Source organism: Methylobacterium mesophilicum SR1.6/6 (assembly GCF_000364445.2).
Lineage (GTDB): Bacteria > Pseudomonadota > Alphaproteobacteria > Rhizobiales > Beijerinckiaceae > Methylobacterium > Methylobacterium mesophilicum_A.
The window spans coordinates 5,689,248-5,705,575 of record NZ_CP043538.1; the positions used below are offsets into that span (position 1 = coordinate 5,689,248).

Annotated in this window: 10 protein-coding genes; 5 read left to right on the plus strand and 5 right to left on the minus strand. The window is 60.7% G+C overall.

Annotation, left to right across the window (positions count from 1 at the left end; translation table 11 throughout):
* Positions 1-79: 79 nt before the first annotated feature.
* The 4 genes from MMSR116_RS26910 to MMSR116_RS26925 form a co-directional block, all read right to left on the minus strand.
* Complete coding sequence (locus MMSR116_RS26910; RefSeq protein ID WP_010683972.1) at positions 80-316, minus strand: hypothetical protein; 237 nt, start codon at positions 314-316, stop codon at positions 80-82.
* 121 nt (positions 317-437) lie between these two features.
* On the minus strand, positions 438-2,225 hold the full coding sequence (locus tag MMSR116_RS26915; protein ID WP_010683973.1) for a tetratricopeptide repeat protein: 1,788 nt from the start codon (positions 2,223-2,225) through the stop codon (positions 438-440).
* Positions 2,226-2,256: 31 nt separating this feature from the next.
* Positions 2,257-3,525 (minus strand): HlyD family type I secretion periplasmic adaptor subunit, encoded by a 1,269-nt coding sequence (locus MMSR116_RS26920; RefSeq protein WP_010683974.1) that lies wholly within the window; start codon positions 3,523-3,525, stop codon positions 2,257-2,259.
* A 235-nt stretch (positions 3,526-3,760) separates the two neighbouring features.
* On the minus strand, positions 3,761-5,965 hold the full coding sequence (locus tag MMSR116_RS26925) for a peptidase domain-containing ABC transporter (protein ID WP_010683975.1): 2,205 nt from the start codon (positions 5,963-5,965) through the stop codon (positions 3,761-3,763).
* Positions 5,966-8,001: 2,036 nt separating this feature from the next.
* Here MMSR116_RS26925 and MMSR116_RS31495 point away from each other — a divergent pair.
* From MMSR116_RS31495 to MMSR116_RS26960, 5 genes are all read left to right on the plus strand, one after another.
* Positions 8,002-9,018, plus strand: coding sequence for a collagen-like triple helix repeat-containing protein (locus MMSR116_RS31495; protein ID WP_202882079.1), 1,017 nt, complete (start codon positions 8,002-8,004; stop codon positions 9,016-9,018).
* Between the two features lie 1,200 nt (positions 9,019-10,218).
* Positions 10,219-12,252, plus strand: a complete 2,034-nt coding sequence (locus MMSR116_RS26945) for a glycosyltransferase family 2 protein (protein WP_106428253.1) — start codon at positions 10,219-10,221, stop codon at positions 12,250-12,252.
* Entirely contained in the window at positions 12,242-13,099 is an 858-nt protein-coding gene (locus MMSR116_RS26950) for a hypothetical protein (protein WP_158169188.1), read from the plus strand. Before MMSR116_RS26945 ends, MMSR116_RS26950 begins: the two co-directional genes overlap by 11 nt.
* 258 nt (positions 13,100-13,357) lie before the next feature.
* Complete coding sequence (locus MMSR116_RS26955) at positions 13,358-14,071, plus strand: glycosyltransferase family 25 protein (protein ID WP_010683981.1); 714 nt, start codon at positions 13,358-13,360, stop codon at positions 14,069-14,071.
* A 206-nt stretch (positions 14,072-14,277) separates the two neighbouring features.
* Positions 14,278-15,153: an SGNH/GDSL hydrolase family protein gene (locus MMSR116_RS26960; protein WP_158169190.1), complete on the plus strand. Its 876-nt coding sequence runs from the start codon at positions 14,278-14,280 to the stop codon at positions 15,151-15,153.
* 154 nt (positions 15,154-15,307) lie between these two features.
* Here MMSR116_RS26960 and MMSR116_RS26965 read toward each other — a convergent pair whose 3' ends face one another.
* Positions 15,308-15,883 (minus strand): DUF1919 domain-containing protein, encoded by a 576-nt coding sequence (locus MMSR116_RS26965; protein WP_083920225.1) that lies wholly within the window; start codon positions 15,881-15,883, stop codon positions 15,308-15,310.
* Positions 15,884-16,328 lie beyond the last annotated feature (445 nt).

Genomic DNA, 16,328 nt, shown 5'->3' on the forward strand with positions numbered 1-16,328 from the left:
AGACCGGACCAGCTGCATGCTGACACGGACCACGTTCGGCTTCGCTGCGAACGCGGGAACGTCTCTCGGTCAGGGTCTGTCAGCGGGACGGCGGGTTATCGGTTACGTCGCGCACTTCCTCCGGCGCCAACCCGAGGTCTCGGATCTCGGCAGGCGAAAGTTCGCCGGTGGTTTCGATGCGATCCTCCGGCGGCGATCCATTCGCAGCCTGGTTGGCGAGAAAGAGCGCGCGGCGCGGATCCGGCTCTGCGATCGCATAAAGCTTCGGCGCGGTGGTATCGCCGGCCTTCGTGATTTTCACCATCCAACCGCTCATGGCGTTGCTCCGAGTTTCCTCCGCCCGAGCATGCCCCACAAGCAGGGTGCTAGACGCGATGGAAATGCATGTGAGGTACCGGTAGAGAATAGGCCGCCACTTCAGCAATGTCAAAATACCGTTAAGCCGCAAAGAAAGTAGTTCCACCGTCGCCAGTTCTTTGGGACGCTGTTCGGTCTAGTTGTTCGAGTTCCACGGCCGCATCGCGAAGACCCTGCTCGCGCGCCGCCTTGAACCAAAGTCGCGCCTCAACCTCATTCCTTGCGCCTGCGAGTCCGCGCGCAAGGTAGCGACCTACGGCAAGTTGCGCTTCCGCGTGTCCCGCCTCCGCTGCCGCCTGGAACAGACTGAGCGCGCGCGGGAAGTCCGGCTCGCGTCCATATCCGCCGTCGAGCATGGCAGCGAGCGCGTAGATCGCGCCGATATGGCCGCTCTTGGCGGCACGCTCGAATTGATCGAACGCCTGGCCCCTGTCGACCGGACCGCCGCGGCCGTTGACCATCATCTCCCCCAACATCGCTTGCGCTTCCGGGACGCCAGCATCCGCGGCACGGGCGATCCAGGCGCGCCCTTCCACGGCATCGCCCGCGACGCCCCGGCCTTCGGCGAGCATCCGGCCATACCAGAACTGCGCGATCGGCATCTCCTCGGCCGCTTTCCGGAGCCAGAGGGCCGCTTGCGCCTCGTCGTGGCCACCGCCGATGCCGTGCGAGAGACAGATGCCGAAGTTGAAGGCCGCCGCCAGATTGCCCTGCTTGGCGCCGCGTTCGAACCAGTGCCGGGTCCGGACGTCATCGCCCGGCGCGCCCTCGCCGGCCAGGATCAGATTGCCGAGATCCACCTGGGACTTTTCATTGCCGAGGTCGGCCGCTTCGCGGAGCCAATGGGCAGCTGCTTCCGCGTCTTGGACGCCACTCATGCCGGCTTGATAGAGCTGGCTCAGGGTCCGTGCCGCACCGGCATAACCAGCCTTCGCGGCCCGCTCCAGCCAGATCGAGGCCTCCGCGAAGTTCGGCGGTAAGTCTCCCCCTCTGGCGTGCAGGTGCCCGACGAGGGCGGCGGCATGTGCGTCCCCTGCCAAGCCTGCGCGTCTCAGCCAGGTCTCTCCGAGAAGCGGGTTCCTCTCGACCCCGTCGCCATTCAGAAGTGCAAGACCGAGGCTCGTCTGCGCGGCGACGATGCCCTCCTCCGCCGCGCGCGCGTACAACTCTGCTGCGCGCTCCGCGCTCTTTGAAACCCCGACGCCCGCATGCGTGAGCGCGCCGAGGAGAAACAGGGCATCGCCCAGACCGGCCGCCGCAGCCCGCTCGATCTCGGCGACGGCAAGTGTGTTATCGTCAGGCGTCTGCTTCCTGAGATGCAGCAGTCCGAGACCGAGATGCCCTTGCGGGCAGCCGGCTCTCGCCGAAGCGGTATACCAGCGCTCGCCCTCGACCTCGTCGCGCAGCGCTTCGGGACCGGCCGTAAGAATATAGCCGAGCAGTGCCTGCCCCTCCGGCGAGCCGTTCGCCGCGGCCCGCCGCGTCCACAGGAGCGCCGTAACAGGATCGGCCTGTCTCCGCTCGTTGATTGGATCGGAAGCCAGCTCGTCCGTAAGCGAGGACCCTTGCTCCGCCATGCCGGCATCGCCGCGCATGCACAGCAATGCGAGCTTGAACTGGGCCTCCGCGTGCTCGCCCTCGGCGGCGGCGCTCATCCAGCGGACGGCTTCCTTCGTGCTGCGCGGGAGCCCTGTCCCATCGAGATAGCATTGCGCAAGGTGGTACTGGGCTTCAGGCAAGCCGGCCTGAGCTGCCCGGCCGATCTGAGCAACGCCATCCTTTGCCTGGCCGCTCTCCAGCAGGTTGAGGCCGAGCCTCAGCCTTGCGGCTGGAGAGGCTGGAGCCAGAAATCGGTCGACGATCCTCATTCGCCTTACGCCTCTGCAGCAGGCCGATCGTTCACGGCTCGCGCATGCCCTCGAGGCCGACGGGTAGGATGCGGGCGAACAGATATCTCAGCATCGTACGTTCCCCGACCATCACGTCAGCGGTCACAGGCATGCCGGCCGACATGTGGAAGTTTGCCGGCAGCCCGTGCAACTTGATCGCGGTGAGTTCCACGCGTGCGCGAAACCAGACACCGTTGGCTGCCTGCCCGCCGACGCTGGCCCTCTGGGTCTCCTGCTGGCCCGTGAAGCTGTCGGCACTCACGCTTTTCACCACACCTTCAGCCATCCCGTACTGCACGAACGGGAACGTGTCGAATTTCACGCTGACGCTCTGTCCGGGGTGAACGTAGCCGGCCTCTTCGGCAGCGATCCGCGTCTCGACCTCGAGCGGCGTGTTTCGGGGCACGAGCGTGATGAGCTGCTCACCGGACTGTAGGACAGAGCCCACGGACACTTTCGCGACGTTCAGAACGATGGCGTCCTGCTCGGCGACCAAGTTCACAAGCTGCCGGCGGAGCGTCGCCTTCCTCAGGCCCTCCTGCGCATCGTTAAGGCTACGGCGCCGCAGCGTGATGTCCTGACTGATCTGCGACTTCCACTGCTGCGTGAAGGCGTCCCGCTCGGCAACCATCTGGTTCAGGTCGTTGCGTGCGCGCTCTGCGGACGCGGTCGCGTCCTTGAGATATCTCTGCATCTCGATGCGCTGATCCTGCGCCACGAGCCGGTTCATCTGGCTGCCCACTTGAAGGCGCTCCAGTTCCTTCCGCTTCGCTTCGAGGACGCTCGCGATGTCAGCGCGCTCGCCGTACGCTTTGGCGTCGAGCTCGGCGCGCGCGAGCTGTGTCTGCAGGCCGCTGATCTTCTGGTCGAAGCTCTCCAACTGGGATCGGTACTGCGCCTGACGCTGCCCGTAGAGCGCTACCTGGATCACGGTCGCGGCGTCGGTCGCGGTGGGCTGGAACGGCGAGCCATTGCTCTCCGCTGTCAGCCGATTGACCTCCGCCTGCAAGCTGGTGACTTGGTTCTCAAGGGCGCCCGCATCCGCGCCGGTGAAGGTCGGGTCCAGTTCGGCGAGAAGTTGCCCCGCGTGGACGGCCTGACCTTCGCGGACCTTGATCGAGCGAACGATCGACGTTTCGAGCGGCTGAAGGACGATCGTCGGGCTGGTCGAGACCATGCGCCCGGCCCCGCTGACGACGACGTCGACGGGGCACGTGGCCAGGATCGCGCCCGACGCGATTACCATCGTCAGAACCACGCGCAGCATGCTGCGGGCCACGGGACGAACCGGCGTCGCGAGGAGCGCAGCCGTAGGGGACTGGAACTCGAGAAGGACGGGACCGACGTCACCCTCCGCCGGCGGCAGCCGCCTGATTCGAAAATTGAACCAGCTCGTGAGAGGGTTACTCATCGATAGGCCTGCAACTCTGTCTGCTATGCGCGCAATACAACGCGACGCTTCTCTTCCCCGACGCCACGATGGTCGGGTGGGACGAGCGCCCGCCGCCCTCCGGTCAACTCGCGTTCAGGAACATCTGGCTCGGACGCGCCACCTCGAGGTGCCGATTCTGTTGCTGCCAAAGCTGCTTGTAGATCGCGCAGCGCTCGACGAGGTCGTCGTGGGGACCGATATCGACGGCGCTGCCCTTATCGAGCACTAGGATCTGGTTGCAATCGAGCAGGGACGAGAGCCGGTGAGAGACGATGATCATGGTCCGACCGCTGGCGATGCGCTGAAGATTGGCGTTGACCAGCGCTTCGCTCTCGGGATCGAGCGCGCTGGTCGCCTCGTCCAAGATGAGCAGCTTCGGATCGGTGATGAGGGCACGCGCGATCGCGAGCCGCTGTCTTTGTCCGCCTGACAGGTTTGCGGATCCCTCTTCGATCCACGTCTCGTAGCCCCGGGGAAGCCGCTCTATGAACTCCTCGGCGCCCGCCATCCGAGCTGCGCGGATCACATCCTCGAACGTCAAGCCGGGACGGCCCGCGATGATGTTCTCGCGCACCGTCCCGCGGAACAGGAAGTTATCCTGCATCACCACGCCGAAGCTCCGACGCAGGTGCGTGAGATTGATCTCGCGCAGGTCAGTGCCATCAATCTTGAGGCGCCCCGTGTAGTCTCGGTTGATGCCCTGCAGAAGGCGGGCGATGGTGGATTTGCCGGACCCGCTGCGGCCGACGAGTCCCAACATGGTCCCGGGCGGCACGCTGAAGGAGACGTCGCGCAACGCTGCGGACTGCGCGCCCGGATACCGGAAGCCGACCTCCTCGAAGGTGATCTGGCCTGCGAAGCTCGGGCGCAGACCAGTCCGCGTGGCTTGGGTCTCGGTCGGGTGGTTGAGCACTTCCGCGACCTGACCGACCGACATGCGGATCTCTTCGATGTCCTGCATCAGCTTGGCAAAACTGATCAGCGGGCTGGCGACGCGGCCGCCGAGCATCATGAAGGCGATCAAGCTGCCTGCGGTGATGCCGGTCGATCCGGGCGGCGCGAGGACCACGATATACGCTCCGCAGAGCAGGATCCCGCGGTCGATGAAACGCTCCAGCGGAAGGGACAGCGACTGCGCCCAGTTCACGATGCGGCCCGCGGCAAGCCGCGCCGTGCCGGATTCGGCGACCCGCTCGTCCCACTCACGCTTGCGCACATCCTCGATCGCGAGCGATTTGACCGTGCGCATCCCGTGAACGGTTTCGACCAGGGTACCACCCTTTTGGATTTCGGCCGCGATCAGGCGCCCGTAGCAGGCCCGAACAGCAGGCAGGAACGCCATCACCAGCCCACCCACGGCAGCGGATGAGATCAGAACCATCCACGCGAGCATGCCACTCATGTAAAATAGGAACGGTAGCAAAACGATGAGCGTCAGTAAGTCGAGGGCGGTCGATACGAGCTTTCCAGTAAAAAAATCTCGGATCTTGAAGACTTGTGAGACCTTATGCGTCGTTTCTCCGGTCGGGGAGCGCTCAAAAAACTCGATCGGCAACGCTAGAAGGCGGCGGAACACGTGGACGTTCAAGCGAGCATCGATCCGCGTCGACATGACCTCCACGATCTCGCGCCGCGCGTAGCTGATCAACGCCTCGTAGGCCGTCACCAGGACGAGCATGAGCGTGAGCAACGTGAGCGTCGAAACCGTCCGGTGAACAAGAACCCGGTCGAGGGCGGCCATCACCAGGAACGGCGGCAGAATCTGCAAAACGCTGACCGCCAGTGATGCAGTCATGATCTCGCGCAGGTTGCGCCGCTCGTGGAGGACGAGCTTGGCGAGCCAGCCGAGGGAGAAGTCGGCGTCGTCGTCCGTCGTTGTCCGCGAGCGGCGGATGAGCAGGACTTCGTTCGTCCAGACGCGCTGCAGGCGGAGTTCGTCGATCTCGATCCCGGCGCCAGGCGTGCCGGTCGGCCCCTCGACGAAGCAGACGCCCTTGTCGGGATTGCGCTGGGTGACGAGCGCGGCGTTCCCGTCATTCAGAAGCAGAATGATCGGCCCGACGTTCTCGAGCCGCATGAGCTGCGACCCGCGCAGGCGCACCGCCTTGGCCCAGAGTCCGGCGCCAGCGGCCCATTCGGCCAGAGCGGCCGGACTGGGCAGCGCCCCCTGCGGGTCTATGGGAAAATCGCTCGGGTCGAGCTCGACGCCGTAATGGTGGGCGACGCGCACGACCGCCATGATGCGCGCCCGAGCCACGTCCGACATGACTTTTCCCGCGACGCTCAACCGGCAGACTCCTACTCAAACCTTGCGCCCAGCCGACGCCGTCTCAGTCGCGACGTGTCTTCGCGGAGCACTGGCTCCGCCTCATCAAGGATCCGCCGGTCTTGCGGCACCGCGTACCGATCCGCTCGCACGGGCGCCGACCGGGCAGAGATCCCGTCGGACGCGTTATACCCTTCGACCGCGCGGCGCCCATAGGCCACACGTTATATCTTTATTTACCTTTGTGATCCGGGGCAATCGAAGGCCCCGCCGCTCACGATCGAGTGCCTGATACCCCGGCCAGATAGCGAATCTTGCGATAGCCGGCTTCTGTTTAGCGGCCGCCGAAACTGATTAACAAAGTTATAACGTCCGGCATATGGCCGGCCAAGCCGCCTCGATCGTAAACCGATCGAGAATGGCCGAATCTCGGAATTTGCCGTCGGTCTGAAGGTCTAACAAGTTCACTCGCTCGGCCCTTTGGCTCTCGAGCGGGTGGCTCTCAATAAGGAAGCCGAGCTGTGGCTACACCCATCGGACCTGACACCACCACCGACGGCATCGTCTCGTTCACCGGGACGGTCAACACATCCACGCCACAGACGGTCTACTTTTATGCAAGAGATTTAAGTGGGAACTACTTTCTTTTAGGCAGCACCCAATCGGTTCCACAGACCTTCGGGACGGGCTCGAATAATACCCCAGGTACATTTGCTTTCACGACGGCAGTTCCTGCCGGTACTTATTCTTTCCAAGCTGTTGATTTCAGCAGCAGCAACTCTGTGACCACGCTGTATACGACCTCTTCGAATGGGGTCGTTTTCTCTAATCAACAACAGTCTACTGGCTCGGGCAGCTCGCGCGCCAGCTACATCGATTCGGGCCAGGTCGTTGTCGCGACCGGGCCGATCGGCGCGACTGGACCCACGGGCGGAACTGGAGCGACCGGTGCTACCGGCTCCACTGGATCGACCGGCGCCACCGGAGCGACCGGCCGAACGGGTTCGACGGGCGCTACGGGTTCGACCGGCTCGACGGGCGCCACTGGAGCCACGGGTCGTACCGGCTCGACGGGAGCGACCGGTTCAACGGGAGCGACCGGTTCGACCGGCTCCACGGGTTCGACCGGCGCGACGGGTTCGACCGGCGCGACGGGTTCGACCGGCGCGACGGGTTCGACCGGTGCGACGGGCGCGACCGGCTCCACGGGTTCAACGGGTTCGACCGGCGCCACGGGTTCGACCGGCGCCACGGGTTCGACCGGAGCGACTGGCTCGACCGGTGCCACGGGTGAGACCGGCGCGACTGGCTCGACCGGTGCCACGGGCGAGACCGGCGCGACTGGCTCGACCGGTGCCACGGGTGAGACCGGCGCGACTGGCTCGACCGGTGCCACCGGTTCAACGGGTGCCACCGGCTCGACGGGAGCGACCGGTTCAACGGGAGCGACCGGTTCGACCGGCTCGACGGGCGCCACTGGAGCCACGGGTCGTACCGGCTCGACGGGAGCGACCGGTTCAACGGGAGCGACCGGTTCGACCGGCGCCACCGGAGCGACAGGCCGCACTGGCTCGACGGGTGCCACCGGTTCGACCGGCTCGACAGGAGCGACCGGTTCAACGGGAGCGACCGGAGTCACGGGTACTACCGGTTTGACCGGTGCCACGGGTGAGACCGGCGCGACTGGCTCGACCGGTGCCACGGGTGAGACCGGCGCAACCGGCTCGACGGGTGCCACGGGCGAGACCGGAGCGACCGGCTCGACCGGTGCCACGGGTGAGACCGGAGCGACTGGCTCGACCGGTGCCACGGGTGAGACCGGAGCGACTGGCTCGACCGGTGCCACGGGCGAGACTGGAGCGACTGGCTCGACCGGTGCCACGGGTGAGACCGGCGCGACTGGCTCGACCGGTGCCACGGGTGAGACCGGAGCGACTGGCTCGACCGGTGCCACGGGCGAGACCGGCGCGACTGGCTCGACCGGTGCCACGGGTGAGACTGGCTCGACCGGTGCCACGGGTGAGACCGGCGCGACTGGCGCCACGGGCGATCCTGGAGTGACCGGCTCGACGGGTGCCACCGGCTCGACGGGTGCCACCGGCTCGACGGGTGCCACCGGCTCGACGGGTGCCACCGGCTCGACGGGTGCCACCGGCTCGACGGGTGCCACCGGCTCGACAGGTGCCACCGGCTCGACGGGCGCCACCGGAGCGACGGGTCGTACCGGCTCGACAGGAGCGACCGGTTCGACGGGCGCCACCGGAGCGACGGGTCGTACCGGCTCGACAGGAGCGACCGGTTCGACCGGCTCGACAGGCGCTACCGGAGCGACGGGTCGTACCGGCTCGACAGGAGCGACCGGTTCGACCGGCTCGACAGGCGCCACCGGAGCGACAGGTCGTACCGGAGCTACAGGAGGGACTGGTTCGACCGGATCGACGGGTACCACTGGAGCGACGGGTGCCACTGGGGGCAGCGATCCCGACGACCACCATCACCACCACCACCATCACCACCATCACCATTGGGATAACGGCAACCACTACGGAAATAACGGCAACAACGGAAATAACGGCAACAACGGAAATAACGGCAACAACGGAAATAACGGCAACAACGGGAATAACGGCAACAACGGGAATAACGGCAACAACGGAAACAACGGGAATAACGGCAACAACAATGGTGTCCGTGACACCAACGGCTCGAATGGTGGGTCGGGAGCGCAGATCAATCCAGGATCGACCAATTCTGGAACGAACCCGGTCTTCTCCCAGCCGACCCAGGGCTCGGGTATCTCGGACATGGACGTCCTGAGATCGCTCGGAAACCTGATCGCCCGGTTGATCACCAACAACGGTTCGGTGAGCGGCCTGCTCAGCGACACCTCAGCTCAGCAAGACATCATGACGCTCATGAATGCCTTCAAGTTGGGTGGGACATCGGGTGAGGCGACCACTCAGGTGAGTACATCGGTCGGATCGTCGCGGAACTCGGTCGGAGCCTCGTTCTCCGCCCAGTCCTCGCCGCAAGACCAGCTCACCAACGTGGATTGGAGCAAGAACGTGAGGTAAGAGCGCCCAGCTCGGGACCTCGCCCAAGCCAGGAGGCCGCAGCTTCAAGCTGCGGCCTCTTTTTTGTTCGTGAAGCACCGCCGACCGATCACTCGACCCGGCCCCGCTCTCGGACGCGGGCCCGACAACGGTGCGGGTCGCGCCCGGTTCTCCTGGCGATGGATCGGTCCCTCATTCCCGTGTTCGCCTGGACGGCCACCGGCCGGACGAGCGGACGCCCACCGTCCGTCCATTGTCCGCGGAAGCGCCGAGGAGGACGATCACCCGTCGGGCCTGGCCCTGCGCGGCGACCCGCGAGGCTCGTCATGCGGGGTGCTCGAAAGGCGCCGGTCGTCAGAGCGGTCGCGGCTGGCGTGCCTCGCCTTCGGTGCAGGAACAGCGTGATCGAAGCGTCGGTCTGGCCGCGCGCGCCCCTGATTCCCGCTCCACGTGTCGTCATCCCGCGAAGGTGGCCGTTCATCGGGTGAGCCGCAGCGGATGACCGTCGCGTCCACGAAGGGCATCTCGCCGTCGACAGCGCCCCGGGCATCCAACCGCAGCGAGCCGCGCCAGAGCGCCCGCTCGAACAACCACGCTTCACGGTCCCGGGCGAGGGACCCGCCGACCACAAGCGATATGGGTAACCGAGGCTGCGGCTCCGGAGAGCGCGCCCGTTTGTCGGAACCTGTCCCGGTCCGGACCGATCACCCGCGTCTGGACGACGTCCGCGCTGGATGAGAGCGCCATCATCTCAAACGGATGCCGTGTACCCGTCTGCACGGGCGCCCGGCGATGCTGCCCGCCGCTCGGTCGGCGCTGCGGTCACGGTGCGCAGGGCACGGCATGGGACGCCTGCCTTCTTGATCGGGCGGCGCCCTCTCGTGCGCGCGACGCGTTCCGATCAAGAGCGCGACCAAGTGGTCGTCGTTGGCGCGTCGGCTGGACAGCGAACTTCATGGTTCTGCGATCGAGCGGTCAAAATGCGTAATCAATCAATGTTTTCCGCCAGAGACTACAACTCGCCTTGAGAGCGTCTCCCGAGCAGAGTAGGTTCGAACCTGCATGGTCCGGTCGCCCGGATGACGTCGCTCGCCGCAGCCCTCGCCGTCGGATGAGGCGTGCGCAGTAAAGGGGAACGCGCCCAGCGAATTGAATTCCAGTGCGTGGCAGCGGAGCTCAGCGTGTCTGGATGTCGCGGGTCCGGGCGAAGTGGATCCGGTCTTGCGCCTGCAGATCAGCTTGTTCGGCCGAGAGAATGAAGACATGGCAAAGATCGGACTGTCGATGATCGTCAAGAATGAGGCGAGCGTCATCGAGCGCTGCCTCGACAGTATGGTCCCGCTGATCGACTACGTTCTCATCTCCGACACCGGATCCACCGACGGCACCCAGGACATCATCCGCGCCTGGCTCGAGAGGAACCGTGTCCCGGGCGACGTCGTGGAAGAGAAGTGGCAGGACTTCGCGACCAATCGGAGTTCAGCGCTGCAGCGGCTCCGGGAGCGGAATCTCGTGGATTACGCCTTCGTCATGGACGCCGACGAGACCCTCTCATACGAAGACAATTTCGATGGGGCCGCGTTCAAAGGCTCGATGAGCGCAGACTACTACAACGTGGAGATCCGGCGGGGCAGCATAAGATATTGGCGGCCTCAGATAATGTCTAACGGCAAGCCGTTCTGCTACAAGGGCGTGCTCCACGAATATGTTGAGGCGCCCCAAGGATCTACAACCGGAGACGCCTCGGGCTTTCATATCACATCGGGTGCCTCGGGCGGAGCGCGGGAGAAGGATCCGGACACCTACCGTCGGGACGCTGAGAAATTGAGAGAGGCTCTGGAAGGAGAGACCGACAGCTTCCTGAGGTCACGATACACGTTCTACCTCGCGCAGAGTTACCGGGACAGCAATCAGCCGGAGAAGGCACTCGACGCCTATCTCGCGCGAAGCCACATGGGGTACTGGGCCGAAGAAGTCTATATCAGTCTCTTGGAAGCCGGCCATCTGATGGAACGGCTCGATCGGCCGGCCGACGATATCCTCGCGACGTATCGGCGCGCGACCGAAGTCTGCAGTCATCGTGCGGAGGCCTTCTACGACATCAGCAATTTCTGCTTCCGCACGGGACGGAACGAGGAGGGGTTCACGGCGGCCAAAGCGGGATCGACTCTGTCCGAGCCGGCGAGCGGTCTTTTCCTGTCGAAGTGGGTCTACGACTACGGCCTGCTGGATAAGCTCGCCATCAATGCTTACTGGTCGAATCACCATAGTGAATGTGTTGACGCCTGTCTCAAGCTTCTGGCCGACGGCAAACTTCCGCCGTCGGAGCGCGGGCGTGTCGCGGCGAATGCGCGGTCTTCGCTGGCGAAGATTCAGGACGAGAAAGTGGCTCGTAAGTTGGGTGCTCATGCCGAGCCGAACTTTCTCGAGCAATTTGAACTGGCGGCTCCCCGCACCTTGAGGCCGGTCGCGACAGAGCCGCGCGTCCTCATCGCGATTCTGGCCAAGCAGATGGCCGCCGCACTGCCGCTCTACCTTGAGTGCTTGACGAACCTGGACTATCCGAAATCGAAGATTTCCATCTACATCCGAACGAACAACAACACGGATGAGACGGAGACGATCCTGAGGGCATGGGTCGAGAAATTCGGACCCCAATATGCGGGTGTCGAGTTCGATGCCAGCGATGTCAGTGAACGCGTTCAAGAATACGCGCTTCATGAATGGAACAGCACTCGATTTAGGGTCCTGGGCTACATACGTCAGGTCAGTTTACAGAAAGCCATCGAACAGAACTGTGAATTCTACTTTACCGCAGACGTCGATAACTTTCTGAGACCCTCGACGCTGCGCGAGCTCGTGTCGCTGAACGTTCCCATCGTCGCCCCGTTCCTTCGTTCGATCGAGAAGGGCAGCTACTATTCCAATTATCATGCCGCAGTCGACGCGCAGGGATATTACGCGCATTGTGACCAGTATGACTGGGTGCTGAATCGCTGGATTCAAGGTGTCGTCGAGATGCCGGTGGTGCACTGCACCTACCTTGTCCGCGTTGATGTCATCCCATTGCTGTCCTATCAGGATGAAACGGATCGGCATGAGTATGTGATTTTCTCAGATACGGCACGTAAAAACAGCGTCGTGCAATATTTGGATAATCGCCAGATCTATGGATATATGGCACGCGACGACATCCAAAATCACACGATTCAAGCGCGGATTCTGTTGGGCCGGAATCAAGCGCATGTTGAATAGCAAGTTATCACGAAGAAATCTGGTCGCTATGGGAAGTGTTTCGATGATTACTTCCGTTATGGCGACGCCTGAAGGTCCCCCGATCTTGTCGAATCCCGTGGAAGTCGACGGTGAGTGGCATGCACCGAAGCGCTCAGCCGCGCTGGTGATCGGCCGCATGAGGGAAGCATGCACCTCGGGCTACCGTATTTCGTCTGACCGTCAGCCGCGCAAGATCTGCGTAGAGAATCGCCCGTCCGGTCCGCCCGCGGTCTGGCTGCATCAGGACCGTCCCGATACGGCGAAAATTTTCGTCGACGTCGGAGAACGCGCATGGTCCCAACTGGCCTACCAGTTCGGTCACGAATTCGGTCACGTCATGTGCAATTCGTGGAGCAGTGACGCGAAGCCGAGTGCGCCCTGCCAATGGGTCGAGGAGATGATTGTCGAGAGCTTCTCGCTCCGCGGCCTGTCGCTTCTCGCCGCGGCCTGGAAAGACGCGCCCCCTTTTCCAGGAGACTCGGCATACGGCCGCGAAATCGAGCGATACCGTGACGCTGCTGTAGCGCAGTATAACGGCCTGGCATCCAGCCAAGGTCTAACTGAAACCAAGATGTGGTTCAAGCACAACCGGCAGGCTGTTGAGGATTTTGTGGGTCTTTCTGAATATGCAAAGGCCGGTGTGACAGTCCTGCTTCCAGCGATGATGAAGAACCCGGTGTATTTGGAGGATCTCGGGGCTTTGAATCGGTGGTTAGAGCGAGCTGCGCTACCCTTGCCTGAGTATCTGGATAGATGGAGCGCGAGTTGCCGAGATGTCGGAAGTGCAGGACATCTCCCAAAATTCATCCGAAGGCTTTTCATTTAGTCACAATCTGTTGAATAATTTTCTCCTTCGCGACAATTTGTAGGAATAGTGTCACGACAGGTTGAATTCTTGATACCGTTTCGTGGCTTTATCAATGAAGCGGGCGACGGAGCCGCTATTCCTGGGCATGGCAGTCGCGAATAATTGCTATGACCGATGTCGAATTCCGAATTTGCGACGGTTTATGCTTGATTCTGCCGTCTCATGCCCGCAGTCTGTGATGATTTTCAGTCCGAGCTGAAATTACGAGAGACAATCATGCGGATAGAACTCATCAATTTAGACAGCAGTACGGATCGGCTGTCACGCTTTCGTGAAGTAAATCCTCATATCAGTAATTTCCGACGGTTTTCAGCCATCAATGGTAGCACGCTCGATCGCCAGAAGCTCGCCGCAGACGGCTTGATATCTGAAGATTTAAGCTATTCCGATGGCGCTCTGGGCTGCGCAATGTCTCATATTGCCCTATGGTCTGATGCGGTCAAAAGTGGCGAAGCTATAACGATCGTCGAGGATGATGCGATCATCGGCCGAAATTTTTTAGACCATCTGTCTTCTTGTTTGGCGAGAGACGACAATTGGGACATCATGGTATGGGGGTACCACACGCATTTCTTTCTGTGGATCGATTTTATTCCAGGCATGATTGGTGGTGAGGTCAGGTGGGAAGGTGTTGATTACGGTCGTGTTCTCAAGTCGTTCGCGGAAGAAAAATATAATTTGGCCCTATTCAAACTTCTCAATTGCTTCGGAACACCCTGCTATACAATCTCCCCACGCGGCGCGCGATCTTTACTGGACCATTGTTTGCCGCTGAAGACATGTCTAGTTCCACTCGAGAGATTTCGCATCGTCAATCAAAATGAAGGCATAGACTCACTTATGAACGGTTGGTATCCAGCCGCCAAAGCTTATGTCAGCGTCCCGCCCATAGTACTGCCGGATTACAATTTGAAATCGACCATTCGATGATAGCTTATAGTGATAATCGACTTTCACAAGAAGGGATCTCGAATGGCAATTCTCGCTTCCTCTTCGAGTGTCATAACGCTGTGATCGATATTCGAGACGATGCCGATCCATATAAGCAAGTGCTTGTCGGCACACGCGCCTGAAGCCACGACTCGGTAGTTTGCTCAATCGACGCCCCAATTCCACGCAAGCTTGGAGCTGGTCAGATGTCTCGCGCCATCCGTCTGAAGGAATATGCACCCTGCGCATCATCCAGATTTTCTCCGCCTGATTGGTATATGAATCAGGTGAATTCGAGCTTTGTTCGAAAAGAGTTCGTCATCAACACTGATCAGAACGGCTTCATTAAACCGTATGCCGACAGCGCCGACAGCGAGAGAAGCATAATCGTTCTTGGGGACAGTGTTGTCGAAAGTATGTATATGGACGAGAGCCTTCGAATTTGTGCGATGCTCGATAAGTACGTCAACCAGCAATCTGATCATAATTTGCGAGTACTTAATGCGGGCTATAGCGGGGCGACATTGCTCCACGCATTTAATGTACTATTGAATAAAATCGTTCCGCTCAATCCGACTGCTGTCGTAATTATGACAGGCATAGTAGACGTCGATGTCATCGAGCGGAAGGCGAGTTTTTGGACAAATGATAAGTGGCTTGAACCTATCATAACATTGGATCGGGATAACCCCTCGCGGGACAACGATCTGACCGACGACCTCCGCATTCAGCATCGGTTCGCGATTCTGAATATGTTTAAATGTGTTTCGGTAGAGTTCGGAATTCCGATTTGGTTCGCCACAGTGCCCCATCAACAAAACTACAATAATGATTGGGTCAAAACGAGAATGTCGGAAACAGACTTCAAAAAAACTGTGGTCGGAAGGAGATTTGTCAACAATTCTACGCGAATATTTTGCATTAAAAACGATATACCGTTTTTCGATCTGGAGCTTTCATTGTTAGATCGAGACGACATTTTCTATGATTTTTTTCACTTCAATGAGTTGGGAGGGAGCGTAGCCGCTCAAGCGTTTATTGACGGCGGCCTTGTCGGTCATTTGAACGAAGTTCTGCGTTGACCGAGAGACGGTATGACGACAGCCCTGCACTCACTATGGCCACCGTTACCTGCCGTAACCACGAAGCAGTGACGACCCAAAGATTGCTCTCCAAGTCGTTAATGGCGGAGGTCAATTCACTATCCGATCGAGATTGTCAGGTAACGGTCCCGCACTAATCACCGCGGAGATGAGAATCGCAATCGGATTTGAGCCAATCGATTATTCGCAACTCATGATCGAGTCTCGTAATTTTCCATAACATGACCCCATCCGGACATTCCTCTCCTGGGTAATCGACGGGATGGGAGACGCGCATCGCTGGCAGATTTGTTCGATGGCGGTTATAAAAACAGATTTTGTTCTTGAAAGGGAGTTGGTCGAAAGCATCTGCATGAATACCACTGAATCCATCACGATCACAGATTTTGAAGAGTAAATTATCATCCTCCTTCGGGAGTCGATCAGTCCGGTAAGCCCATTTTTCTCGAGCCTCTTCGACGCTCCCATAGTGCATGAAATTAATCTCGATGTCGTCACCGATGACGCCGATCGGCCAACCGGGTTCTTGGCCGTTTCTTGATCGCGTTACAAATCGTAACTCTGACGACATGTTCGCGCGAAAATCTGTTAGAAGTTTTATATAGTCGTCCGCATAGAGAAAAAGACCGACGAAAGGGGTATTGTAGCGCATGTTGCACTCTTCGTACGGTTGGGATCCCCAGCAGTTGTTCGCAATGATGGCTCTCACTTCTTCATCTCCCTAGAGGTCTTTGACATAGATATAATAGTCTTAAAGACACATGAATTAATATTGCCAGGAAATCTGAGGATCTTGGCAACTCGGCTTCTGGTTTGCGCGGTGAAAGTTTGAGCAGCTAGCGCGTGGCGGTGCAAGCGACCGTCGCTGACAGGCAGCCTCTCGTCGGGGCGCGTTTGCGCTGGGTGCACTTGCCGCAGTCGAAATCAAACCGAGCTTCGAGGATTCCTCGCGGCCGGTGGACGCAAGGCGGCTCGACTGGGTGGCCGTCGAGTTCCATCCCCGTTGTAGACTGGCGACGAGCGGATTGGGCATGGCACGCCGAAACGATCCTGCACGAGGGGCGCAGGCGCCAGCCATCCTTTGATCCTAGGATGACGACACTATTCGGGGCCAATGCATTACATATTTTGATAGGGCCAGATCGAGTGAATAT

Coding starts and splice junctions, on each gene's coding strand:
- MMSR116_RS26960 (WP_158169190.1), top strand. CDS start 14,278: ATGTCTCGCGCCATCCGTCTGAAGGAATATGCACCCTGCGCATCATCC.
- MMSR116_RS26910 (WP_010683972.1), bottom strand. CDS start 316: ATGAGCGGTTGGATGGTGAAAATCACGAAGGCCGGCGATACCACCGCG.
- MMSR116_RS26950 (WP_158169188.1), top strand. CDS start 12,242: ATGTTGAATAGCAAGTTATCACGAAGAAATCTGGTCGCTATGGGAAGT.
- MMSR116_RS26915 (WP_010683973.1), bottom strand. CDS start 2,225: ATGAGGATCGTCGACCGATTTCTGGCTCCAGCCTCTCCAGCCGCAAGG.
- MMSR116_RS26955 (WP_010683981.1), top strand. CDS start 13,358: ATGCGGATAGAACTCATCAATTTAGACAGCAGTACGGATCGGCTGTCA.